We start from the raw sequence: 23,061 nt of genomic DNA, 5'->3' as shown, positions 1-23,061 counted from the left end.
TTGCACGGCCGGCCGGAGCGGGGTCTCATCTGCCGTGGATGACCAGCACGGTCTTGCCGCCCAGGAGACCGGCCTCGGCCTCCCGATGGACGAGGGCCAGGTCGGCCAGCGGCCGGGTCCGGACATCGAGGTGTACGACGCCGGCGTCGACGAGCGCGACGAGGACGGCCAGATCCCCGGCGTCGTCACGGGTCACGAAGTGCACGCCGGGCGGCGGCACCCGGTCGGTGATCGACACCAGCACTCCGCCCGGCCGCAGCAGCGACGCCGCGTCGCCGACCCCGATCGGAGCGAGATGCAGGACGGCGTCGACGCTGCCCGGCCGGGCCGTCGCGGTGACGTGCGCGCCGGCGTGTGCGGCCAACTGCACCGCGATCCGGCCGACCGCCCCGCCGGCCCCGTTGACGAGCACGCGCTGCCCGGCCGCGATCTTCGCGTGTTCGAACACGGCCTGCCAGGCGGTGACCCCGGCGATCGGCAGCACGGCGGCGTGCGCGAGGGGCACCGTGGTGGGTGCCGCGACGAGGCTGCGGGCCGGCACCGCGACGTATTCGGCGGCGGCGCCGGACGCCCGGCCGACCACCCGCTCGCCGGTCCCGACGACCGTGCCGGCGACCTCGCCGCCGAGGGTGACCGGCAGTTCGACCGGCATGATGTCGCGCAGCAGCCCGCGGCGCAGCCCGATGTCGGACGGGTTGAACGAGGTGGCCTCGACCCGGACCAGCACTTCGCCCGGGCCGGGCACGGGGCGCGGCACGTCGTCCGCCCGGATCTCGGCGGCGTCCCCGTACCGATGAATTCGCATGGCTTTCACCAGGCGAACCTATGGCGGCCGGCGAAGACGAACAATGCGCGACAGTCGCTGGTCCATACGCGATCGTCTCGCTACGGTGTCGAGGTGGACGTGCTCAGCGACGTGATCACGGTGATGCGCACCGGCCGGCCCCGCTCGGCGCTGGCCGGCTGGCAGGCGCCGTGGGCGCAGGAGTTCGCCGCGGTGCCCGGCTCGGCCGGCTTCCAGATCGTCCTGCGTGGACCGTGCTGGCTGCTGCGGCCGGCGGCCGACCCGCTGCCCCTGGCGGTCGGGGACGTGGTGTTCCGCCCGCACGGCGCCGGGCACATCCTCGCCGACGACCCGGCGACCCGGCCGGTCGCGCCCGCCTGCCACCCCGGCGACCCGCGGGCCTCGGACGGCTACGTGGCGGTCACCGCACCGGACACCGTGACCCTCTGCGGCGCCTACGAACTGGGCACCGACCGCGCCCATCCGCTGCTGGCCGGCCTGCCCGACCTGATCCACCTGCCCCGGCCGGCCGAGTTGCGGGGCACCGTCGACCTGCTGGCCGCCGAGATGGAACGCCCCCGGCTCGGCACCGACGCCATCGTGCCCGCGCTGCTCGACACCCTGCTGCTGCACATCCTGCGCACCTGGCTGGACCGGTCGGAGACGGGCTGGGCGGCGGCGGTCAACGAGCCGGCCACCGCGGCCGCGCTGGAGGCGATGCACCGCGAGCCGGCCCGGCCGTGGACGGTCGCGACTCTCGCCGCGCGGGCCGGACTGTCCCGGGCGCCGTTCGCCCGCCGCTTCGCCGAGCGCACCGGTCAGCCGCCGTTGACCTATCTGACCTGGTGGCGCATGGTCACCGCGGCCCGGCTGCTGCGCGAGTCGGACGCGCCGCTCAGCGTGGTCGCGGCCCGGGTGGGTTACACCTCCGAGTTCGCGTTCGCCACCGCGTTCAAGCGCCGGCACGGCGTCGCGCCCGGCCGGTACCGCACCGGTTACAGCGAGATCCAATAACGGCGGGCCGGACCGTACGGGGTGTCCCGCACGCCTTCCAGAACACCGCCGCCGCGTTCGATGGTGCGGGCCGACGCGGTGTTCTCCTCGGCGCACATCAACGACACCCGGCGCAGCCCGGCCGAGCGGGCCTCGTCGAGGATCCCGGTAAGGGCCCAGGAGGCGAGGCCGCGGCGCCGGGCCGAGGGGCGTACGCCGAAGCCGACGTGCCCCATCGGCGGGGTGGCACCGTCGAACTCGTAGCGCAGGGCGATGCCACCGAGCACCCGCTCCCCCTCGACGATCCACCGGTAGACGTGCCCGATGTCGTGCTCCTCGTCCGGGTCCTCATCGAACACCAGCCGGGCCACCCACTCGGCGAACCCGGCCGCCGAGCCGACGTCGTCGGAGGGCCGCAACCCGAAGCCGTCCTCGTGCTGCCCGGGCCCCCACTCGCGATGCGCGTCGAGCCAGGCGGCACGCAACCGGACGGTGGGCACGATCAGTTCGGGCATGCGCCGACGCTACTCGTTGTGCAGCACCTCGGCGATCGGGAGCCGGGCCGCCCGGCGGGCCGGGAGCAGCGCGCCGAGCACGGCGATCGCGACCCCGGCCAGGACCACCAGGGCCAGCCCGCCCGGGTTCCACACGTGGAACATCCGGGCCGGCAGGTCGATCTCGGCGGCCGCCCCGGCCATCGGCAGGATGAGCCGGTGGGCGCCGATGCCGGCCGGGATCCCGGCGACGCCGGCCACCACGCCGAGGACCGCCATCGAGGTGACCGTCATGGCCACCACCTGCCGCGGGGTCATCCCGATCGACTTGAGCATGCCCAGGTCGCGACGGCGTTCCCGGACGTTGAGCAGAACCGTGTTGAAGACGCTGAGCGCGGCCACGATGCCGATCATGCCGGCGAAGACGACCGAGATGGCGAGCACCGAGAGGGTGAACGAGTTGCTCAGCCCCGAGCCGGCCGCCCAGGCGCTGAGTCCGGGGTCGGCGGCCCGGACCGCGCTCAGGTAGGCACCCGGGTCGCCGGAGACCCGAATCCAGTACATGACCTCGTTGTTCACCACCCGATGCCCGGGCGCCAGGGCGGTGAACAGCGACCAGTCGGCGAACAGGTCGCCGTCGCCGAGCCCGCCCTCCATCGTCTTGCCCACGATGGTCACCGGCTCGTGCCGCCCGTCGTAGGACAGTGACAGCGTGTCCCCGACCGCGAGACCGAGGTGGTGCAGGGCCGCCGAGGAGGCGACCACCTCGCCCGGCGCCGACCGCCACCGGCCCTCCACCAGCTGATCCTGATAGCCGAGGGTGTCCGCGTCGCCGCGCAGGAAGTCCACGTTGAGCGGTTCGACGTGACCGGCGGCGGACACCGGCATGCTCAGGTCGGCGGTCACGTGCACCGTGCCGGGCAGTCCGCGCAGCAGCGCCTCCACCTGCGGGTCGGTGCGCTGCGAGGTGGTCGATCCGACGGCCGCGGGGTTCGGCCGCACCTGCACCTGCACGGCGTCGGCCTGGTCCACCGCCTCGGTGTAGCGGATCACCGACGCGGCCAGTCCGCCCGCGAACGTCACCGTGGTCACCCCGAGCAGCAGCGCGGCCAGGGTCAGCCCGGTGCGGCCCGGTCGCGCGAACGGCAGCCCGAGCCCGAGGCTGAGCACCCGGGGCAGCCGGGTTCCGGCCAGCGCCCGCTGCGCCCGCAGCCCACGACCCGCCTTGGGCGCCGCCCCGGCACTGATCGCCTCGGCCGCGGACAGCCGGTGGGCGCGGGACGCCGGGACGACCGCGGTGAGCACGACGAGCAGCGGCACCCCGACCAGCCCGGTGAGTGGCACCCAGGGCCGGCTGGTGACCTGCGGATCGAGGCCGAGTCCGAGAAACGCGTTGTACAGCAGGGGTTTCGCGGCGAGGGAACCGGCGACCGTACCGAGGACCGCGCCCACGAACGCCGGCACCGTCACCATGATCAGGTAGACCAGGACCACCTGCGGCGGCGTGAAGCCGAGCGCCTTGAGCACCCCGATGTGCCGGAAACCGGAGACGACCGCGCCGCTGACCACGTTCGCCACGATCAGCACCGCGGTGATCAGCCCGAGCAGTCCGAAGACGATCAGGAACGGCAGGATCGTGCCCGGCCCGGCCGCCACCTCCGCTTTCTGGGTGAGGTAGGACCGGGTGGCGAGCAGCCCCTCCGGCGGAACAGGCCGGTCGCCGCCGGTGAAGCGGTAGAGCACCTGCGAGCCGGTCGGCCGCAGCGAGGCCATGGTCGCGGGCGAGACCCACACGTCGGCGGTGTGGCTGAGGCTCCAGGCCGTGCCCACGATGGTCAGAACCGGCCGGCCGGGCACGGTGATCGTCCGGCCGATGATCTCCCGGGTGAAATCGTCGGCCATCCCGGCCGGCGGCGGGTCCAGGTTGATGACCGCCTCGTCGCGGCCGGTGGCCCAGCGCCCGGCGAACAGGTCGAGCCGGTCGACGGGGCCGCCCGGCTCGGCCCGGCCCACCAGGGTGATCGGCCCGGTCACCCAGACCGGCCCGCCGTCGCCCGGCACGTCCAGCTCGACCTGCGGGAATGGACCCGCGACCGCCTCCGCGTCGGTCGCGACGGCCGGTGTGACCGACGAGTACACCGCCACCACGTGCGGCCCGCGCTGTGCGTCGAAGGCCCGGTCGAACGGGGCGCTCGACGCGTCCAGCAGCGCCAGCGCGATCACGATGGTGGCCGTCGAGAAGAGCGTGACCAGCGTGATCACGAATGTCTGCAACCGGCGCCGGCGCACCGCGGCCCGCGCCGCCCGCCACACCGCCCTCATACGACCACCCGGCCGTCGGCCATCTCCACCACGCGGGTCGCGCACTTCTCGGCGAGCTGCCGGTCGTGGGTGACCAGCAGCAGCGTCTGCCCGATCTGGTTGAGGTCGAGCAGCAGGTCCATCACCTGCTCGCCGGAGCGGCTGTCCAGCGCGCCGGTCGGTTCGTCGGCCAGCAGCAGCGCCGGCCGGTTCATCAGGGCCCGGGCCACCGCGACCCGCTGCCGTTCGCCGCCGCTGAGCGTCGCCGGGTAGGCGTTGCGCCGGTCGGCGATGCCGAGCTCGTCGAACAGTTCCAGGGCGCGCCGCCGCGCCTGCCGGGCGGTCACCCCCATCAGCTGCGCGGCCAGCGCCACGTTGTCCAGGGCCGGGAGGTCGTCGAGCAGGTTGAAGAACTGGAAGATCATGCCGATCCGGCGGCGCCGGAACAGCGCCAGCCCGGTCTCGTTCAGCTTGCCGAGGTCCTCGTCGTGCACCTCGACCAGGCCCGCGGTCGGCCGGTCCAGCCCCGCGATCAGGTTGAGCATCGTGGACTTGCCACAGCCGGACGGCCCCATCACGGCGACCGCCTCGCCGGCCTCGATGCGCAGCGACACCCCGTCGAGCGCGGCCGTCTCGCCGTACTCCTTACGCACCCCGTCGAGGCGCACCACCGTTGTCATGCCGCCCAAGCTAAGGCCGCGGCCTCGGCGGCGGCGTCCACTGCGGGATGCAGGTCCGGGCCGTCGTCATCCCACAGATGTACGGCGATGGGACCCCGGGCCGATGCGGGAGCCACGCCTCCTCTGGCATCGTTGCCGCGTGATCCTCCTGCTCTTCGTCGTGGCGATCGTCGCCGGCGGGGTGGCCTGCGCCTTCGCGGTCGCGGCGGCCCGCGCGCGCCGGCGGCATCGCGACGCCCTGGCCGAGCGCGGCTGGCTGCTCGAGCGGGAACGGCAGGCGGGCGCCGACGCGGCCGTCGGCGACGAGCGCGCCCGCATCGCCCGCGAGTTGCACGACATCGTGAGCCACAACGTCAGCGTGATGGTGGTGCAGACCAGCGCCGCCCGCGAGGTGCTGGCCGACCACCAGGTGCCGGCGGCCGCCGCCGAGGCCCTCGCCGCCGTCGAGACGACCGGCCGCAACGCGCTCACCGAGCTGCGCAACCTGCTGGGACTGCTGGCGCCGGCGGCCGACGGCACGGAGCCGGCGGAGGAGCCGCAGCCGGGCCTCGACCGGCTGAGCCGGCTCGTCGACCGGATCGCGTTCGCCGGGTTGCCGGTCGACGTGCGGATCATCGGCGACCCGCGGCCGCTGCCCGGCGGGATCGACGTGACCGCGTTCCGGATCGTGCAGGAGGCGTTGACCAACGCTCTCAAGCACGGCGCGGCCGGCCGGGCCGAGGTCGAGGTCCGCTACGCCGAGCGCCACCTGCGCCTGGAAATCGTCAACACCGGCCCGCGCGCGCCGGCGCACGGCGGCGGCACCGGGCGCGGTCTGCTCGGCCTGCGCGAACGCGTCGGCATCTACGGCGGCGACCTGGACGCCCGCCGCCGGATCGGCGGCGGCTACCGCGTGCGAGCCCGCATTCCGCTGGACCCGCCATGACCGGGCCGCGGGTGTTGATCGTGGACGATCAGGAGCTGGTTCGCACCGGGTTCCGGCTGATCCTGGGAGCACGCGGCGTCGAGGTGGTCGGTGAGGCGGCCGACGGGGTCGAGGCGGTCACCGCGGCCCGGTCGTTGCGGCCCGACGTCGTACTCATGGACATCCGGATGCCGAACCTGGACGGCCTGGCCGCCACCCGGCAGATCGTCGCGGCCCTGCCGCGGTGCCGGGTCATCATGCTCACCACGTTCGACCTGGACCGGTACGTCTACGCCGCGCTCGCCGCCGGGGCCAGCGGCTTCCTGCTCAAGGACGTCACGCCCGCGCACCTGGCCAACGCGGTGCGGCTGGTCGTCACCGGGGACGCTCTGCTCGCGCCGTCGATCACCCGGCGGCTGGTCGAGCGGTTCGCCGCCGAGGCGTCACCCCTGCACCGCGATCTCGGCCCGCTCACCCCACGCGAGCTGGAGGTGCTGGTCCTGCTCGGCCACGGGCTGTCCAACGGCGAGTTGGCCGCCGAGCTGACGCTCAGCGAGGCCACCGTCAAAACCCACGTGGCCCGCATCTTCACGAAGCTTCAGCTGCGGGACCGGGCCCAGGCGGTAGTGCTGGCCTACGAAACCGGCCTGGTCACGCCGCGACCGGAACCCTGACCCAGCCCAGGTGGGTGCGCAGTTCCTCGGGGGTGGACAGCACGTCGGCGCCCAGCTCGGCGACGGCGATCCGGCGACCGGCGACCGGGTCGGGGTCGTAGCCGTACACCTCGGGCCACTGCCGGTGCAGGCGCGGCTCGCCACCGAAGGTCAGGTCGGCGTCCTCGAGCACCATCGGGTCGCCGTAGACAGCGGCCTGGCAGCCGGCCAGCAGGCCGTACCAGATGGCGCTGCACAGCCGGTTGGACACCACCCGCTTGTGCCGTTTCAGCTCGGCCAGCTGGCGGACCAGGAACTCCCGGTCGGTGTCGCGCCACCAGAAGCCGCGGTAACCGTGGCAGATGACCCGGAAGCCGGCGCTCTCGTAGATCTTCCGGATCGAGCGCATCTTGTACTCGTTCCAGTAGAGACAGGCCGTCATCGGGCCGGTCTCGTTCGCCTTCAATTCGTCGATGAGGCGCCGGTGGTCGCCCATCACCTGCTGCCCCTCCCAGCCGTGGAAGGGGTAGAAGATGGTGCCGTCGCGCTGGGCGTCGTCGGCCGGCTCGTCGTCCATCGCCATCAGGTAGGCGAACGGGGAGCCCACCACCACGGCGTCCCGGCGGCCCTGCGACCAGGCGCGGCGGCGGGTCTGCTCGGACCACACCAGCAGCGGGCTGCCGTCCACGAACGGCACACCCGGGGCCATGCCGTCGCCGATGTTCCATCCATGCTGAAGGTAGCCCTGGATGCGTGGTGGGTGCATCGGATCCTCGAGCCGGGCGTAACGGGCGAGGATGTGGGCGTGTCCGTAGTAGTAGTTCGCGTGGTGCATCGGCGCCAGCATAACATCGCCCATATGCACCGGGAGCTGGGAAAACAGCACCTTGACGGGCGATGAACAGGCGGTTGACTCGATGATCGAAGTGCGGCGGCGCGGCGCCTACCGGCAGTCGGTGCTGATCCTCGGTACGGCCCAGCTGGGCATGGCGTACGGCATCGCCAACCGCACCGGCGCGCCCGACGACGACTCCACCGCCCGCATCCTGGCCACGGCCCGCTACCTCGGCGTCACCCACCTCGACACGGCCCGCGCCTACGGCGACAGCGAACGGCGGATCGGCGCGGTCGCCCCGGCCGGGCTCTCGATCATCACCAAGGTCGGCCCGGGTGTTCCGGTCCGGGAGAGCGTCGCGGCCAGCCGGGCCGCCCTGCGCCGCACCGGGCCGCTGACCATCCTGTTCCACCGCGCCGCCGACGCCCTCGATGCCTGGGACGACCTGCGCGCGCTGGTGAAGCACGGCGAGGCCGACCGGATCGGGGTGTCCGTGCAGAACCCCGACGAACTGCGCCGAGTCCTCGATCTACCCGACCTCGGTTACGTCCAGTTACCGTGCAACATCCTCGACCGGCGTTGGTCGATTGAGGACCGCCCCGACCTCGTGGTGACCGTGCGAAGCGCGTACCTCCAGGGTCTGCTCGTCGCCGGCACCGCGGTGACCTGGCCCAATCTCCCGGATCTCGAGCGTGATGCACTGGTGGCGACCCTCGACCGGCTGGCCGTGGAGCTCGGCCGGGCCGGCCGCGCCGATCTCTGCATCGCCTACCTGCTGTCCCTGCCCTGGGTGACGTCCCTGGTGGTCGGAGCGGAGACCGAAGATCAACTACGAGACAACGCCGATCTCGTACGCCGTAAAGCACTGACCGAGAGTGAGCGCGAGTCCGTGCTGGCCGCCCTTCCGGAGATGCCCGAAGCCCTCCTCGACCCGAGCCGGTGGACACGATGACGACCGTTGATGATCTTTTCGGGCTGCGCGGGCGGGTCGCCGTCGTGACCGGGGCGACCGGGCGACTGGGCCGGGTCATGGCCGCGGCCCTCGCCGGTGCCGGCGCCACCATCTGGCTGATCGGCCGCGACGAGGGGCGCCTGAAGGACCTCGCCGACGAACTCGGAGGCCGTCCGTTCCGGTGCGACGTCACCTCCGACGAGGACGTGACCGCGCTCGGCGAGGTGCTGCGCGAGGCGGGCGGCCGGGTCGACGTGCTGGTGCACAACGCGCACGTGGGCCGGGGCGGATCGCTGCGCTCGGCCCGGCCCGCCGACTACCTCGAGGCGGCCGACCTGGCGCTGGGCGCCTTTCAGCGGCTGCTCGACGCGACCCGCGACCTGCTCGTCGCGGCGGCCGCCGACAGCTCCCCCTCGGTGATCACGGTGGCCTCGATGTACGGCCTGGTCAGCCCGAAACCGCAGCTCTACGACACGCCGGAGGCCGGGAACCCGCCCTACTACGGCGCGGTGAAGGCGGGTCTCGTGCAGCTCACCCGCTATGCGGCGGTCGAGCTCGGACCGTCCGGGGTGCGGGTCAACTGCGTGACGCCGGGACCGTTCCCGGGCGGCGGCGACCCGGCACTCCTGGCCCGGCTGGCCGCGCAGACCCCGCTCGGTCGGGTCGGCGACCCGGCCGAGATCGCCACCTCGGTGCTGTACCTCGCGTCACCGCGCAGCAGCTACATCACCGGCTCGAATCTGGTTGTCGACGGCGGGTGGACCGCCTGGTGACCTGTCACCCGTACGAGTGACAAAGAATTAATGACTTTGACTTCGACCTCCCCTGTTCCGGTTCGTGCCTGAGCGGTGCGCCCTCTCCGTGCCCGCAGTGTGGTCACGCACGGTACGGACGAGTGAGGTATCGACAGGGCTCAACCAGGTCATGGCTCGATCGGTCCACCGACCGCAATCACCATCCGCGCATCGCCCGCCACGCGACGGTGCACACCGTCACCTCGGAGGGAGGACCGAACAACCGATCCTCACAGCGTGCAACTTGCACGTCCACGACCTGCAAAATCGGTACGCACCTGCGCTCTTGTTCCACGCTTCCGGCCGAACGAAGGTCGACTGTGGTCGGCCCGCTCCCCGGGCCGGCTCCGTCACAACGAGGCGAGGTTGATGAGCGCAGCAACCGTTACGACTGTCCCCCCTGATCCCATCGGCGCCGCCACGCCGGTCGAGTTCGCGATGCGCCTACGCGCATTGATGACGGCGCGTCGCCGTTCACTCGACAGCGTGGCCCGGCGCAGCCGTGACGCCGGAACCCCCATCTCGCGGGCCACGGTCTACAACCTGATCACCGCCGCCGGCTCACCTCGGCGGGAAACGCTGGTCAGTTTCCTGCGCGGCTGCGGGGTGCCACCCCGCGAGCAGATCCGATGGCTGACCACGTTCGACGTGGTCTACCGCCCCCGCTAGAGCGGTCTGCCCTGCCGGCCAAGTCGGGCGAGGCATGACCAGCAGGCCAGACCGCTGGATCCGGTGCCGGGGTGCCCTCCACCCCGGCGCCGGCCTTCCAGATCACGGCGCTTTCCAGAGATCTTTTCGGGCTCGGGTCCCGCCATCCCAGAAAGAACGGGACCCCCGCTCAGCCTTCCGCGAAACGGAGGACGGCACGCTTCGCGCGGAAATCTTCCGGTACGCGCAGGCTCACTCCCGTGACACTCAGTGCCGGCAGGTGCAACGCACCCTCCGCGCGCCCGCTGCGGGCGGGCCCGGCCCAAGCGCGCCACTGTCGGCGGGTCCGGCCCAAGACAGGAAATATCACCTATGTCCGACGCCGGTAGCCCGGCCGGCCACAAGCTTGTGGACTTTCCGCGAGGACAGAGCGACAACTCCACAAGATCTGCGAGGCCGGGGCGCCACGACGTGGCATCGACCCCGTCACGACGGGGTCGAATACGTATCGAACGCCCTCCGGGCCGAGCGGCGCGGATGTCTCCTGTTCTCGCGACCCGACCTCAAGAGTTGCCTAGAGGTCGCGGCGCTGGAACGACAATCCGGCCAGGCCCAGGACCAGGGCCACCCACAGTGCCGCCCATCCCAGGTAGGTGACGGTCAGCGATGCCTCGCTGAGGAACGGCGACTCGCCGAAACCGTCGGCGAACTGGGGAAACAGACTCGGGTCTTGGAAGGCGTTCATGGCGCCGCGCCACAGTCCGTCGGTGGGCAGCAGCATGCGTGAGACGGTGCCGACTCGCGCGACGCTGTCGTTGCCGAGAGCGTCCCCGACGGAACCGACCACGCCCGCGATCCAGGTCGCGCCGAACAGACCTACGGCGACGATGCCGGAGGCCATCGGCGATATCACGGTGGAGAGCAGCAGACCGAGCGTGAGCAGGGCCGCGGCCTGGGCGGCGAGCAGCGCCAGCCCGGTGACCGGCCGCGGTGGCCAGTAACCGATCGTGACCCGCACGATGACCAGCTGGGCGAACCCGGCCACGGCGACGAACCCGCCGCCGAAGGTCACCAGGCCCAGCCACTTGCCGATCAGGACCGACGACCGGCGGATCGGCCGGGCCAGCATGGCGAGCGCGACGCCCGACTCGCTCTCGCCGGCCAGGGTCGGCCCGGCCAGGAACGCGGTACCGAGGGCCGCGATCAGGCTCAGCCCGAACATCACCAGGTTGAGCACGGTGGACGCGGCCACCTTGGCCTCGCCGCTGGTCAGCCCGCCGAACTCGGCGTCGAGCCGGGCAAAACCCCAGGCGCTGAGCCCGAGCAACACAACGGTCAGCCCGGCGAGCGAGCGCAGCACCTTCCGCCGACCCGCTTCCTTGAGGGTGAGCCCCGCAACGGTAAGAATGATCATGCCGAGCCCTCCTCAGCCGAGCGCCGGTCCCCGCCGGCAGCCCCGGCCGCGCTCTCCTCGAACGAGCGCCGATCCCTACCGGCGGCCCGCGCCACGTCCTCCTGAGCTGCGCGCTGATCGACGCCCGCGGCCGAGCCGTGTTCTCCCCGGAGGATGTCCAGCAGGCGTTCCTCGAGGCTGACCCGCCCGGGCTCGACGGCGTGCACTCGCACGCCCAGCCCGACCAGGTCGGCGACCAGTTCCGGCACGTCTCTCTCGCCGGCCAACGCCACCACGAAGTGATCGCCCTCGCGGGTCACCACACCCGCCGCGGCCAACCGTTTCTCCGCCGCCTCGCCGACGTCGTCGAGGCGCAGCCGCAACTCCTGGCCACCGAGCAGCTCGGCGAGCGTGCCGTCGGCGACGACCCGGCCGTGGTCGAGGATCACCACCCGGTCGCAGACCCGCTCGACCTCGCCGATCAGGTGCGAGTTGAGCAGCACCGCCACCCCGCGCGCCTTCAGCGACAGCAGCAGATCCCGCACGTCGGCCCGGCCGAGCGGGTCGAGTGCGCTGGTCGGCTCGTCGAGCACCACCAGTTCCGGCCGGGCGACCAGCGCGACGGCCAGGCCGAGGCGCTGCTGCATGCCCTTGGAGAAGCCGCCCACCCGGTCGCCGGCCCGATCGGCCAGCCCGACCAGCCCCAGGCACTCGCGCCGGTCGGCGGCCGGCACCGCGGCACCGGCCAGCCGCACGTGCAGGTCGAGCACCTCGGCCGCGGTCAGCCACGGCTGGTAGCGGAACAGCTCGGGCAGATAACCCACCCGCGCCCGAGAGCCGGGCTCGGTGGCCGGCCGGCCGAGCAGCATCACCTCGCCGGCGTCCGGCCGCACCAGCCCGAGCAGCATCTTGATGACGCTGGTCTTGCCGGCCCCGTTCGGCCCGAGCAGCCCCATCACCTCGCCGCGCCGGGCCGTGAACGAGACCCCGTCCACCGCGACCCGCTTGCGGTACCGCTTGCGCAGCCCGGAGCACCACACCGCGGGCGACTCGATCACCTCTGCCACGTCAGCCCCCGGGCAACCTCGAGCACCTCGTCGGTGCTGAGCGACCCACCCACGACGGTGACCAGCCCGTCGTCGACCCAGATCACGCCGGCCATCGCACCGTCCCGGGTGGCCAGCACGGTGCCCTGCACCCCGCCCACATCGGCGGTGAACGACTCCTCCCGCCCGGCCTTCACGATCAGCGGCAGCGTGCCGTCCCCCGAGAAGGACCGCAGCTGGGACGCCACCGACGCCGGCAGGCCGGGCAGCGAGAGCAGATAGTCACGGGCGGTCTCGAACGGAACCCCACCGGAGAACGCGGCCGGCGCCACCGCCCGCGCCACGATCAGAGCCGGTACGCCGCGCGCCTCGGCCCAGGTCGCGGCGACCCCGGGCCCGGCGCTGAGCCGGAACTGACTGCCGTCCAGCCCGGCCGGCATCGGCGGAAGCGACCTCCCGTCGGCCGCAGCGGTCTGCGCGGCCTTGGCGGCGGAGAAGGTGAACGTCGCGGTGGCCTTGTCCCCGACCCGGTAGGACGGCTCCCCGGTGACCCCGCGCGGCAGCTCCGCGACCTGCGGAACACCGAGCCCGGCGCCCTCCTTGGCGGCCGCGGCGTCGGCCACCTGGCGCACCCGCGGCGCCGAGGTGATCTCCAGCTTGCCGTAGCCGGACAGTTCGGGAAGCTGAACCAGATCCGATGGCACGATGACGAGCGGCGCGACCCGCTCGGCCCGGAAGATCGGCAGCCAATTCGCGGCCGCCGCAGCCCCCGCCCCGGCCAGCAGAGCCGCCACCGCAATCCCGGCGATCACCGGGCTGCGCAGCAGAGCCCGCCACCGAGCGGACCGCCCGGCCGAGCCCGGCGAAGCCAAGCCACCCGCACCCGGCACGCCCGGCACGCCCGGCACGCCCGGCAAAGCCAAGCCACCCGCGCCAGCCGCGCCGGCCAACCCGGCCGAGGCGGCCGAGGCGGCCGAGGCGGCCGAGGCGGCCAGCCCCGTCGCGGCCGGGTTGGCCAGCAACCGCTGCCAGGCTTCGTCCACCTCTCGGCCGGAAATATCCGATATTTCGAAGTGAAGGGCGACAGTGGCGGCATCATCCCGAGCGGCGGCCAGGCCGGCCTCGCACTTCGGGCAGGACGCCACGTGGGAGCGGTCGGTGTCGGCTACGCCGGCGGGCTCGTCCACGAGCCGGCGCAGCGTGCCGTCACTCGGATGGCGCATGACGGTTCAACTCCTCGCGCAGGGCTGACTCGGCGCGCCGCACCGTGGTGCCGACGCTGCCGGGGGAAAGATCGAGGGCGGCCGCGACCTCCGCGTAACTGAGGCCGCTGTGCCGCAGGACCAGGGCGACCGCCTGCTTGCGGGGCAACCGGGCCAGCGCCGCCCGCACCCGGCGCCGCTCGTCCCGGGCGATCACCGTCTCGGCGACGTCCGGCGCGGTCGTCTCGGCGGCGCCCACCGTCTCCTCGCGGGAGGCGCGCCGCCGGCCGGTCCGCAGATGGTTGAGGGCGGTGTGCGCCGCGGCCACGGACAGCCACCCGGTCGCCTCACCGGCCGGGACGGCCGAGCGCCCGAAGGTCAGGAACACCTCCTGGGCGATGTCCTCGGCCTCGTGCCGGTTGCCGAGGACACGCGCGGCGACGGCCACGACCCGCGGGTACGCGGCCCGGAACACCTGCTCGAGGTCGGGCCTGGGGAAGCTCACGCCGTCCTTCCGCTCGCGCACCCGGGCAGCAGCCGGGGCTCTCTCACGATGCTCTACGAGGTCCACACCTGGTGAGCACCGCGGCGGCGGCGGATGTGACAGGTCAGAGGCGGAAGCGCGCCACGATGTGGCCGAGCTCGGCCGACATCCGGGTGAGGCGGCCCGCCGCCTGGTGTGCCTCGCTGACGCCCACGCTGGTCAGCTGCACCGATGACGCGACCTCGTTGATCGTGGCGGCCACCTGGCCGCCCGCCGAGGCGGCCTCGGAGACGCTCACGTTGCCGATCTCGGCCGACGACTCGCCCAGTTTGGCCATCACGCCGCTGGTGGCCGCGGTGATGTGGACGGCCCGGGCGGCGACCTCGGCGGCCTTGGTGGCGCCGAGGCTGATCTCCCGGATCGAGGCGCCCATCTCCTCGGCGCCGGCCGCCACGGTGCGGATGTTGTCGGACATCGTCGCGGCCGACTCGGCCACCACGGTGGCCTGCCGGGCGCCGGCCTCGGAGCTGGCGTTGCTCCGGCTGCTGGTAACCGCGCTCATCGTTCGCGGCGATCCCGGACCCAGCGGCCTAGCCCCATGATTCTCTGTTCGGCCCGGCCGCCCCGGGGTTTCGTCAGTTCACCCGTTGTTCACCTGAGACCCTCGTAGAACTCCAGGTGGCGGCGGGCCGCGGCGGCCCAGGTGTGTGCGGCGGCCAGGGCGCGACCGTGCTCACGGCGTACCGGATCGGGCTCTTTGATCGCCTGGAGAAGGGCGTCGGCCAGCGACGCCGGGTCGCGGCCGTAGCCGACCGCGGCGCCGAACACCTCGCGCAGCACCGGCAGATCCCGCACCACGACCGGCACGCCCGCGGCGAGGGCCTCCATGGCGGCCAGCCCGAAGCCCTCTCTGGTCGACGGGAACGCGAACGCGGCCGCCCCGGCGACCAGGCCGGGCAGCTCGTCGTGCGGCACCGGCCCGAGCACCTCGGGCACGACACCCAGTTCCACCGCCCGGGCCTCCCAGGCAGCGCGGTAGTCGCGGTAATCGAAGAGCGTCTCGCCGCCGGCGATGATCAGGCGCAGACCCGGAAGAACAACCCGCAATTCGGCGTACGCCTCGAGCAGGTCCAGTGATCCCTTGCGCGGCTCGATCCCGCCGACCGACAGCAAATACTGCCCGTGCCGCCGAGCCGGAACCGCCGCGGCGAACCGGGCCGCTTCCACCCCGTTCGGGATCACCACCGGGTGCAGGCCCCAGCCGGCCGTCACCTCCGCCGCCACCGCGGCCGAGACGCAGACGTGCGCGTACGGCCGGACGATCGCCCGCTCGTGGCAGGCGGCCAGCTCGGGCGTGGTGAACTGGTCGAGATGGTGGATCGTCCGTACGCAATGGTCGACGGCGTTGGCACTGATGCAGTCCTGGGCGTGGACGATGTCGTACTCATCGGGGGTGAAGGCTGCACGCAGCGCGGCGATGGAACGCAATATCCGCGCACCGACGGCTTCGCCCGAGATTTCGGGGAATTCGACTATCGAAAGCCGAACCCGCTCGTCGATCGGGCGGAAGAGCTCGCCGCGGCCCAGCGTCCACACCGTGACCTCGGCACCGAGCTCGGCCAGCGCCTCGGCCAGCGCGAACGTGTGCACCACCCCGCCGCGCGGCCGGGTCGAGTAGGTCAGCAGCGCGATCCTCAAGGGGCGCTCCGGTAGGTGGCCGGGCGCAGTTCGCGGAGGTGGTTGAGCACCCGGCGGGCGGCGGCGATCTCGGCCGCCACGTCCAGCTCGGCTACCGCGAGGCCGGCCTTCGCCCAGGTGCGGGCCAGGATGTTGCCGCCCGGCCCGACCACCTTGGCCTGGCCGAGGAAGCGCATCCCGCCGACCGCGCCGGTCTGGTTGGAGCTGACCACGACGACCTGGTTCTCTGCTGCGCGGGCGCAGTCGTACAGGTCGAACAGCCGGGACTGGCGGTCCTGGTTGAGCTTGGGGGCCTGGTTGGTGATGCTGGCCGGCCAGGCCGAGAGGCAGGCGACGATCTGCGCGCCGTCGACGGCGAGGGTGCGGGCCGACTCGGGGAACGTCTTGTCGTAGTCGATGAGCATGCCGAGCCGCCCGACCGGGGTGTCGAACGCAGCGAACGAGTCACCGGGCGCATAGACCGTGCTCTCCGCGGCGGGCAGGTGCACCTTGCGGTGCCGGCCGAGGACGCCGTCGCCGCTCAGCGAGACGGCCGCGTTGTAGCGCAGGTCGCCGTCGGCCTCGCAGTATCCGACGCAGACCACCATCTCCCGGGCCATCGCGGCGACCTGGTCGAGGATCGGGTCGTCCGGTTTGAAGGCGGGCGGCAGCGCGGCCGGGTCGGGGTGGCGCAGGTCGGCGAGGTAGCCACCGATCGCCGCGTCGGGCAGCACGAGCAGGCCGGCCCCGGCGGCCCGGGCGTCGGCGATGAGCTTGCCGATCCGCCCGAGGTCGTAGTCGAGGTCCCGGCCGAAGTGGGCGGCCGCCGCGGCGATTCTCACGTTAGAGCCGGCACTGCGTATGCCTCGGGACGGCGGTCGCGCAGGTGGCCCATCGAACGCCGGGCCGCCGCGACGACCGCCGGCACATCCACATCGGCCATCGCCATGCCCGGGACCGTACCGGTCGTGGCCAGCACGTCACCACCCGGATCGACGATCTTCGCGCTGCACACGAACCGCATCGCGCCGAACGTGCCGGACTGGTTGGCCGACACCCACACCACCTGGTTCTCCAGGGCACGGGCCCGGTCGAACAGGTCGAAGCGCCGGGTCCACCGGTCGTCGGCGAGGTCGGCCGGCGCGTTCGTGCGGCTGCCCGGCCAGGCCGACACCACCACGATGATCTCGGCGCCGTCCAGCGCGAGCGCCCGCGCCGACTCGGGAAACGCCTTGTCGTAACAGATGAGCAGCCCGAGCCGCCCGACCGGGGTGTCGAACGCGGCGAACGAGTCCCCCGAGTCGTAGCTGGCGTTCTCCCGCAACGGCTGGTGCACCTTGCGGTGGTTGCCGAGCACCCGCCCGTCGTGCACGCAGATCACGCTGTTGTAGCGGCGGTCGCCGTCCGCCTCGCAGTAGCCGGCGCACACCACCATGTCACCGGCGAGCGCGGCGAGCCGGGCGATCTCCGGGCCGTCCGCCCGCAGGGCGGGCGGTTCGTCGGCTCCGCCGTCCAAGTGGGCGAGATAGCCACCGAGACATGCTTCCGGCAGGGCAAGCAGCCGTACGCCGTACGCCCGCGCCTCGCCGATGAGCCGCTTGATGCGCTCGAAGTCGCCTTCCAGGTCCCGATCGAACGGTGCGGCAACGGCCGCCATCCGGACGACACTCATGTTGCCCTCCCCAATCCCGTGACCGACGCGTCCAGCGCCCCGGTGATCTCCCCGTCCGGCCAGCGCAGGCGCACGCCGTCGCCGGGAACCAGTTCGCCGCAGTCGGCGGTGACCGCGGGCCCGGCGTCGCCGTCACCGAGCGGTCCGGTGGTGAGCATGGCGAAGCCGGGGAAGCAGGTGAGCCAGTCGCCGGCGCTGGCACCGGCCGGTCGCGGCACCCGGGCCACGTCGAGCAGGGCGCCGCAGCCGCTGGCCTCGGCGAGCATCCCGAGCGTCCCGGCGATGCCGGCCATCGACACGTCCTTGGCCGCGGCCGGCGTGGCCCGGCCCACGAACGACTGCATCCGCCGCAGCTCGGCCGGGGTGCGACCGCTGGTGGAGTCCCACTGCCGGCCGCCGTATCCGGGCCGCCACCCGCCACCCAGGTCGGCGGTGAGCCGCACCCGCTGACCGGGCCGTCCCCCGCCGCCCGGCACCGGCCGGTCGGTGCGGCCGAGCGCGGTCGCGGACAGCGCGGCCGGGACGCCGAGTTGCGTGTGCCCGCCCAGAATCGGGATGCCGTAGGCGTCCGCCGCGCGGCGTAGCCCACCGAGAATCCGGGCCGCGTGCGCGGCATCGCGCGCGCCGACCGCGTTGAGCAGCCCGACCGGCGCGGCCCCCATGGCCGCGAGGTCGTTGACGTTGACGAGCACGGCACACCAGCCGGCCCAGTCCGGGTCACGCTCCACCATGGACGGCAGAATCGCGTCGCAGGCGGCGATCAGATCGGACCCGGGCACCGGCGCACCGTCGTCCCCCACGAAGCCGGTGCCGCCGGGCGCGAGCCCGTCGAGGAGTTCGCCGAGCGGGTTCTTGGTCGCGGCGGCCAGCGCGGCCAGCCGCCGGATCGGCCAGCGCATCAGCGTGTGCGGCCGCCCCGCGACGGCGACATGCCGGACGGGCTGCCAGCCGAGCCGGCGGAACATGGGTTCGTTGCGGCGCTGCACGGTGGCGTCGAACCGCAGGGCGCCGGCACTCTCGGCATAGGCGCAGGCGGCCCGCACGAGAGCCGGCCCGATCCCCAGCGTGCCCCGGGCCGCCGGATCGACAACCAGCCGCCCGCCCTGCCACCAGCCGATGTCCGGCCCGTCCCCGGCCGGCCCGACCCGCACCCCGCCGAGCAGTTCACCGCGAGCCGACCGGGCAACGAGCACGACGGTCCGCGGGTCGTCATCCCGCCCATCCCGATCATGAAGATCGAAGAGCCCCTGCTCGTCGACGAACACCCGCCGCCGAAGCGCGTAATACGCCGCAGTCTCCTCGGCCCGCTCAACCATGAAGTGCGGCCCCACCAACACGGGCACCAGATCAGTCACGCCACCCCACCCCCCACCCAGAGCTGCGATCTTGTGGTGTCATCCGCCGGCCGCCTGCAGGACTCCGCAGGCGCCGCACGCCGCGCAGCCGGCCTTCTGGTCGGTGCCGAGCATGCCGGCTTTCCGCAGCAGGGCGGCCACCCGGGCGCTGATCTCGCCGACCAGGGACGGGGACGGGGCGGTGGCGCCGTCCCGGCGGGCCAGCGTGCCGGCCATCGGGCGGAACGGGACCACGAACGGGTAGACGCCGCGGGCGATCAGCCGGGCCGCGCCGGCCACCAGTTCGTCCGGGTCCTCGCCCAAGCCCACCAGGAGGTAGGTCGAGACCTGGTTGCGGCCGAAGACCTCGACCGCCCGGTCCCAGGCCGCCTCGTACTCGGCCATCGGCACCGAACCCTTGCCGGGCATCCAGCGACGGCGAACGGAGTCGTCGAGGGACTCGACGTGGATGCCGATGGACGAAGCACCGGCGATCTTCAGGGCGTCGATCACCGCCAGGTCGCCGGGTGGCTCGATCTGGACCTGGATGGGCAGGCCGGGTACGGCGGCGAGGACCTCACGCACGCAGCGGACCAGGTTGCGGGCACCTCGGTCGGGGCCGGTGGTGGTGCCGGTGGTCATCACCATCTGCTTGACGCCGTCCAGGCGGACGGCGGCCGATGCCACCTCGGCCAGTTGGGCGGGCGTCTTGGCGGCTACCGTCGCGCCGGAGCGCAGCGACTCCTCGATGGTGCAGAAGCGGCAGCGCTGGTCCTCGGCGTACCGGATGCAGGTTTGCACGACCGTGGTGGCCAGCACGTCCCGGCCGTGCAGGCGGGCGATCTGCTCGTAGGGAATCCCGTCCGCCGTCGACAGGTCGTAGAACTTCGGGCGCCGGATGACTTCCAGCGACAGACCGGTGTTGACCTCACCCAGCCAGACGCGGCCGTCGCGAACGTCGTAGGGGCTGGCCGGGTTGAGGGGAAACGCCGCGTTGCGGCCATCCACCACTACATGGCCGTCGTCGCTCGGGCCGGCCCCGGCCGGGCGGCGTACGGGGGTGGGTACCCGTACGCCGCGTACGGCTAGGTCGGCATGGACGTCGAGGGACATCAGAACATGTAGGTCGAGTTGATGATCGCGCCCTTACGCGCGTAGTGGATCAGCGCGTCCTGCACGTCGAGGGGGTGTGTCGGGATGACGCCCTCGATCAGGTCCTCCTCGCGGGCGCCGTGCAGGGACAGGCCGAAGCGGCAGCAGTAGACCTTGCCGCCCTCGGCGATGAACGTCTTCAGCGAGTTGTTGAGGTTGTGCTCGCCCGGAAAGGCCGACGTGCCGGTGGTCGGGAAGCCCCGGGTGGCCAGGCAGTTCAGCGAACCCGGGCCGTAGAAGTAGATCGCCGACTCGAAGCCCTTGCGCAGCGCCCGGGTGGCCTGCAGGACGGCGACGAAGCTGACCGAGGACTCGTGGGCGATGCCGTGCACGAGGGTGAAGTAGCTCTGCCCCTCCTCGGCCTTGTAGTCGGGGAAGACCTTGGTGCCGCCGTAGATGGACGAGCCCTCCGGCAGCGCCGGGTGCGGGATCTCGTTGAGGCTCTGCTGCTCGAGTTCGTTCAGGTCGGTCATCGTGTTCCTCCGTAGAGCGTCTCGAAATTCGTCTGGAAGACGGCCGTGGACAGTTCTCTCCCGTCGGCTGCGGCGCGCAGCCGGGCCAGCTCGCCGGCGTGGTCGCCCCACGGCTCGTCGCTGGCGAACAGCACCCGGTCGTGGCCGAAGCCACGCCGGTCGATCTCGGTGACGAGCCAGCGGGGTGCGAACCCGATGGCCCAGGACAGGTCGGTGTAGACCTGTTTGCCGGCCGCGATCCAGTCGAAGAACCGCGAGCCGATCAGCTTGATGTGGCCGCTCATCCCGCCGCCGAAGTGCACGAGGTGGATGCGCACGTCGTCGCCGAAGCGATCGACGAGCTTGCCGACCTGGTCGATGTCGCTGCCCGCGCCGGGCGAGGTGTGCACGTGGACGGTGAGGTCGTGTTCCCGGGCGGCCGCGAAGATCGCCGAGAGGCTCGGATCGTCGACACCGCCGCCGAGCAGGAAGCTGAGCTTGAGCGCTCGCACCCCGGGTTCCCCGGCCAGCTTCAAAGCGGCCGCCGTGCGCGAAAGATCCCTTTCCAACGACGAGACCCACAGCCCGGCCCGGATCCGGTCGTCCCGTTGCGCGGCCTCGACGACGAGCTCGTTGAAGCCGAACGCGATGTCGGGGTCGGGCACGCCGTAGTTGGGGATGACGAGGGCCCGCTCCGTTCCCTCACGGTCCAGATCGGAGAGAAGCTGAGCGATGGTCCCGCGGGCGGTCACGTCCGGGTTCACCGGCGGTCCCCCATAGAAGGGGTACGCCGGAAGCACTCCCAGGTGGCGATGCGCGTCGTACAAGGTCATGCCGCCGCCCACCACTCCACCTGCGGGTACGTCTCGGTGGGCGTACCGGCGAGCCAGCTGACCTCGTCGGTGAACCGCTGCCGCCGCGCGGCGAGGAGGCGAGAACAGAGGTACGCGGCGTCCTGCGCCACCCCCGCGAACCGGCCCGACCCCCACGTCCACTGCCAGGGCAGCCCGAGGAGGTACAGGCCGGGGCAGCCGGTGACGCCCCGCTCGTGGGTCGGGTAGCCGCGCCCGTCGAAGATCGGCACTTCGATCCACCGGTGGTCGCGGTGGAATCCGGTCGCCCACACGACCGCGGAGACTCCGGCGGCGGCCAGGTCGAGCGCGCCTTCCGAGTCGTCCGGTCGCCAGACGGGGACGTAGCGGGCCTCTGCCGGCGCTGCGATCCCCGCGCTGTCGATGTACCGATCGATCGCGTCCTTGATGCCTTCGGCGACGGCGTCCGCGTTGTCCAGAGAAGCCGCCAGATCAGCCGCGAACTCCAGACGAACGCCGGTGACGCCGCGCAGGTGCCCGTACAGCTTCATGCCGTCCCGGGCGAAGGCCCGCAGGTCGATGTCGCGGCCGCCGTCCCGCCCGGTCATGTAGTGGTTGGCCCGCAGCCGCACCTCGTCGGCGTCGCCGAACTCGTCGATGCCGCGGGCGTAGTGACCCATCTCGTCGAGCCAGGCGAGGGTGTCGCGGCCCCGGTAGCGGCGGGCGGCGCGGGGTGCGCTGCCCACCGCGAGGTGCACCTGGCGCCCGGCGAGGTGCAGGTCCTCGGCGATCTGGCAGCCGGACTGCCCGGTGCCGACCACCAGCACGCCACCGTCCGGCAACTGGGCCGCGTTGCGGTACTGCGCGGAGTGCAGCTGGGTCAGTGCGGAAGGGAGGCGTTCGGCGATCCGCGGCACGGCCGGCACGTGATAGGGCCCGGTCGCGACGACCACCTGATCGGCGCTGATCCGGCCGGCCGAGGTCTCCAGATCAAAAACTCCTTGCGGCGTACGGCGTAGCCGGGTCACCTCCACGCCCTCGATCAGCGGCGGGTCGAAACTGGCCGCGTACTTCTCCAGGAAGCCGACCACCTCGGCGCCGAGCATGAAGCCGTCCGGGTCGTCACCGGTGTAGGAGTAGCCCGGCAGGTTGCACTGCCAGTTCGGGGTGACCAGGCAGAACGAGTCCCAGCGGCGGGTGCGCCACTCGTGGCCGACCCGCTCCCGCTCGATCACCACGTGGTCGACGCCGCGCTGCCGCAGGTGCCAGCTCATCGACAGGCCGGCCTGCCCGCCGCCGATGACGGCAACGCTGTAGTGGCTGTTCACGCCGCGATCCCCTGGACGGTGACGTCGCCCTTCTCGAAGCGCGCGGCGTTCTCGGTGACGGCCGCGATGGAGGCCGCGGCCCGGCTGCACGGAAACCCGTAGGCCGCCCTCACCCGGTCGCTCGCGATGGTCAGCGCGGCCCGGCTCTGTGCCACGAATTCGGCCACCGGAAGCGTCTGTCCGATGTGGAAGTAATCCTCGATCACCGTCGAGGGCGAATAGATCTCCTGCGTGTGGCCATCCGGCCAACGCACCGACACGTACCGTTCCGGCATGGCTCTCACCTGGCCGTTCTCGTCGCTGGTGAGAGCCAGTCAAGGCAGAGCGCGTTTCCCCGTTGTTTCATCCGGAACAACCGGGCGTTAGATGGTCCTCACGACGCCCGTCCGTTTCGGACGGGTTACCGGCGTGTGGTTTCGGTCTTTGGAGGGTGACCACGCACGCAGGCCGTTCTCCGCCATGCAGCACCCT

25 protein-coding genes are annotated in these 23,061 nt (G+C 72.5%); 6 read left to right on the top strand and 19 right to left on the bottom strand.

The window, feature by feature from the left end; genetic code table 11:
- Positions 1-25: 25 nt before the first annotated feature.
- The gene (locus Ato02nite_RS13295; protein ID WP_213006781.1) at positions 26-805 is read right to left on the bottom strand and encodes an NADP-dependent oxidoreductase; all 780 of its coding nucleotides are present in this window, start codon (positions 803-805) and stop codon (positions 26-28) included.
- Between the two features lie 93 nt (positions 806-898).
- Between Ato02nite_RS13295 and Ato02nite_RS13290 the strand changes: the two genes are divergently transcribed.
- Positions 899-1,798 (top strand): AraC family transcriptional regulator, encoded by a 900-nt coding sequence (locus Ato02nite_RS13290; RefSeq protein ID WP_213006780.1) that lies wholly within the window; start codon positions 899-901, stop codon positions 1,796-1,798.
- On the opposite strand, the gene Ato02nite_RS13285 is transcribed toward Ato02nite_RS13290, so the two are convergent.
- The 3 genes from Ato02nite_RS13285 to Ato02nite_RS13275 are packed head-to-tail and all read right to left on the bottom strand — an operon-like array spanning position 1,780 to position 5,252.
- Positions 1,780-2,292, bottom strand: a complete 513-nt coding sequence (locus Ato02nite_RS13285; protein ID WP_213006779.1) for a GNAT family N-acetyltransferase — start codon at positions 2,290-2,292, stop codon at positions 1,780-1,782. The two genes, Ato02nite_RS13290 and Ato02nite_RS13285, sit on opposite strands and share 19 nt — an antisense overlap.
- A gap of 9 nt (positions 2,293-2,301) precedes the next feature.
- Entirely contained in the window at positions 2,302-4,593 is a 2,292-nt protein-coding gene (locus tag Ato02nite_RS13280) for an ABC transporter permease (RefSeq protein ID WP_213006778.1), read from the bottom strand.
- Positions 4,590-5,252, bottom strand: coding sequence for an ABC transporter ATP-binding protein (locus Ato02nite_RS13275; protein WP_213006777.1), 663 nt, complete (start codon positions 5,250-5,252; stop codon positions 4,590-4,592). Before Ato02nite_RS13275 ends, Ato02nite_RS13280 begins: the two co-directional genes overlap by 4 nt.
- A gap of 139 nt (positions 5,253-5,391) precedes the next feature.
- On the opposite strand from Ato02nite_RS13275, the gene Ato02nite_RS13270 reads away from it, so the two are divergent.
- Both Ato02nite_RS13270 and Ato02nite_RS13265 read left to right on the top strand, forming a co-directional pair.
- The gene (locus Ato02nite_RS13270; RefSeq protein WP_246606857.1) at positions 5,392-6,177 is read left to right on the top strand and encodes a sensor histidine kinase; all 786 of its coding nucleotides are present in this window, start codon (positions 5,392-5,394) and stop codon (positions 6,175-6,177) included.
- Positions 6,174-6,830 (top strand): response regulator, encoded by a 657-nt coding sequence (locus Ato02nite_RS13265; RefSeq protein WP_213006775.1) that lies wholly within the window; start codon positions 6,174-6,176, stop codon positions 6,828-6,830. The genes Ato02nite_RS13270 and Ato02nite_RS13265 overlap by 4 nt, the downstream gene beginning before the upstream one ends.
- Here the strand turns inward: Ato02nite_RS13265 and Ato02nite_RS13260 are convergent.
- Positions 6,808-7,644: a hypothetical protein gene (locus Ato02nite_RS13260; protein WP_213006774.1), complete on the bottom strand. Its 837-nt coding sequence runs from the start codon at positions 7,642-7,644 to the stop codon at positions 6,808-6,810. The two genes, Ato02nite_RS13265 and Ato02nite_RS13260, sit on opposite strands and share 23 nt — an antisense overlap.
- A gap of 82 nt (positions 7,645-7,726) precedes the next feature.
- On the opposite strand from Ato02nite_RS13260, the gene Ato02nite_RS13255 reads away from it, so the two are divergent.
- From Ato02nite_RS13255 to Ato02nite_RS13245, 3 genes are all read left to right on the top strand, one after another.
- Positions 7,727-8,596 (top strand): aldo/keto reductase, encoded by an 870-nt coding sequence (locus tag Ato02nite_RS13255; RefSeq protein WP_213006773.1) that lies wholly within the window; start codon positions 7,727-7,729, stop codon positions 8,594-8,596.
- A complete protein-coding gene (locus Ato02nite_RS13250; RefSeq protein WP_213006772.1) occupies positions 8,593-9,369 on the top strand; it encodes an SDR family NAD(P)-dependent oxidoreductase in 777 nt (258 codons plus the stop codon). The genes Ato02nite_RS13255 and Ato02nite_RS13250 overlap by 4 nt, the downstream gene beginning before the upstream one ends.
- Positions 9,370-9,759: 390 nt before the next feature.
- Positions 9,760-10,059 carry a helix-turn-helix domain-containing protein gene (locus Ato02nite_RS13245; protein ID WP_213006771.1) on the top strand — a complete coding sequence of 100 codons (300 nt, stop codon included), beginning with the start codon at positions 9,760-9,762 and terminating at the stop codon, positions 10,057-10,059.
- 553 nt (positions 10,060-10,612) lie between these two features.
- Here Ato02nite_RS13245 and Ato02nite_RS13240 read toward each other — a convergent pair.
- The 14 genes from Ato02nite_RS13240 to Ato02nite_RS13175 all read right to left on the bottom strand — a co-directional run bounded on the left by Ato02nite_RS13240 (position 10,613) and on the right by Ato02nite_RS13175 (position 22,865).
- A complete protein-coding gene (locus Ato02nite_RS13240) occupies positions 10,613-11,452 on the bottom strand; it encodes an ABC transporter permease (protein ID WP_213006770.1) in 840 nt (279 codons plus the stop codon).
- Positions 11,449-12,498: an ABC transporter ATP-binding protein gene (locus Ato02nite_RS13235; protein WP_246606856.1), complete on the bottom strand. Its 1,050-nt coding sequence runs from the start codon at positions 12,496-12,498 to the stop codon at positions 11,449-11,451. The genes Ato02nite_RS13240 and Ato02nite_RS13235 overlap by 4 nt, the downstream gene beginning before the upstream one ends.
- Positions 12,486-13,700, bottom strand: a complete 1,215-nt coding sequence (locus Ato02nite_RS13230; protein ID WP_213006769.1) for a hypothetical protein — start codon at positions 13,698-13,700, stop codon at positions 12,486-12,488. Before Ato02nite_RS13230 ends, Ato02nite_RS13235 begins: the two co-directional genes overlap by 13 nt.
- The gene (locus Ato02nite_RS13225) at positions 13,684-14,184 is read right to left on the bottom strand and encodes a sigma-70 family RNA polymerase sigma factor (RefSeq protein ID WP_246606855.1); all 501 of its coding nucleotides are present in this window, start codon (positions 14,182-14,184) and stop codon (positions 13,684-13,686) included. Before Ato02nite_RS13225 ends, Ato02nite_RS13230 begins: the two co-directional genes overlap by 17 nt.
- A gap of 103 nt (positions 14,185-14,287) precedes the next feature.
- On the bottom strand, positions 14,288-14,725 hold the full coding sequence (locus Ato02nite_RS13220; RefSeq protein ID WP_213006768.1) for a methyl-accepting chemotaxis protein: 438 nt from the start codon (positions 14,723-14,725) through the stop codon (positions 14,288-14,290).
- Positions 14,726-14,814: 89 nt separating this feature from the next.
- Positions 14,815-15,861, bottom strand: coding sequence for an MSMEG_0565 family glycosyltransferase (locus Ato02nite_RS13215; RefSeq protein ID WP_213006767.1), 1,047 nt, complete (start codon positions 15,859-15,861; stop codon positions 14,815-14,817).
- Positions 15,858-16,682, bottom strand: coding sequence for a carbon-nitrogen hydrolase family protein (locus tag Ato02nite_RS13210; protein WP_246606854.1), 825 nt, complete (start codon positions 16,680-16,682; stop codon positions 15,858-15,860). The genes Ato02nite_RS13215 and Ato02nite_RS13210 overlap by 4 nt, the downstream gene beginning before the upstream one ends.
- Positions 16,679-17,512, bottom strand: a complete 834-nt coding sequence (locus Ato02nite_RS13205) for a carbon-nitrogen hydrolase family protein (RefSeq protein ID WP_246606853.1) — start codon at positions 17,510-17,512, stop codon at positions 16,679-16,681. Before Ato02nite_RS13205 ends, Ato02nite_RS13210 begins: the two co-directional genes overlap by 4 nt.
- A complete protein-coding gene (locus Ato02nite_RS13200) occupies positions 17,509-18,867 on the bottom strand; it encodes an MSMEG_0567/sll0787 family protein (protein WP_246606852.1) in 1,359 nt (452 codons plus the stop codon). The genes Ato02nite_RS13205 and Ato02nite_RS13200 overlap by 4 nt, the downstream gene beginning before the upstream one ends.
- Positions 18,868-18,906: 39 nt before the next feature.
- Positions 18,907-19,959: an MSMEG_0568 family radical SAM protein gene (locus Ato02nite_RS13195; RefSeq protein ID WP_213006766.1), complete on the bottom strand. Its 1,053-nt coding sequence runs from the start codon at positions 19,957-19,959 to the stop codon at positions 18,907-18,909.
- Complete coding sequence (locus tag Ato02nite_RS13190) at positions 19,959-20,471, bottom strand: MSMEG_0572/Sll0783 family nitrogen starvation response protein (protein WP_213006765.1); 513 nt, start codon at positions 20,469-20,471, stop codon at positions 19,959-19,961. Before Ato02nite_RS13190 ends, Ato02nite_RS13195 begins: the two co-directional genes overlap by 1 nt.
- A complete protein-coding gene (locus Ato02nite_RS13185; protein ID WP_246606851.1) occupies positions 20,468-21,283 on the bottom strand; it encodes an amidohydrolase family protein in 816 nt (271 codons plus the stop codon). The genes Ato02nite_RS13190 and Ato02nite_RS13185 overlap by 4 nt, the downstream gene beginning before the upstream one ends.
- Positions 21,280-22,590 carry an MSMEG_0569 family flavin-dependent oxidoreductase gene (locus Ato02nite_RS13180; protein WP_213006764.1) on the bottom strand — a complete coding sequence of 437 codons (1,311 nt, stop codon included), beginning with the start codon at positions 22,588-22,590 and terminating at the stop codon, positions 21,280-21,282. The genes Ato02nite_RS13185 and Ato02nite_RS13180 overlap by 4 nt, the downstream gene beginning before the upstream one ends.
- Positions 22,587-22,865, bottom strand: a complete 279-nt coding sequence (locus Ato02nite_RS13175; protein WP_213006763.1) for an MSMEG_0570 family nitrogen starvation response protein — start codon at positions 22,863-22,865, stop codon at positions 22,587-22,589. The genes Ato02nite_RS13180 and Ato02nite_RS13175 overlap by 4 nt, the downstream gene beginning before the upstream one ends.
- Positions 22,866-23,061 lie beyond the last annotated feature (196 nt).

The organism is Paractinoplanes toevensis (genome assembly GCF_018332695.1).
GTDB lineage: Bacteria > Actinomycetota > Actinomycetes > Mycobacteriales > Micromonosporaceae > Actinoplanes > Actinoplanes toevensis.
This window is presented reverse-complemented; position numbering and strand designations above follow the sequence as displayed.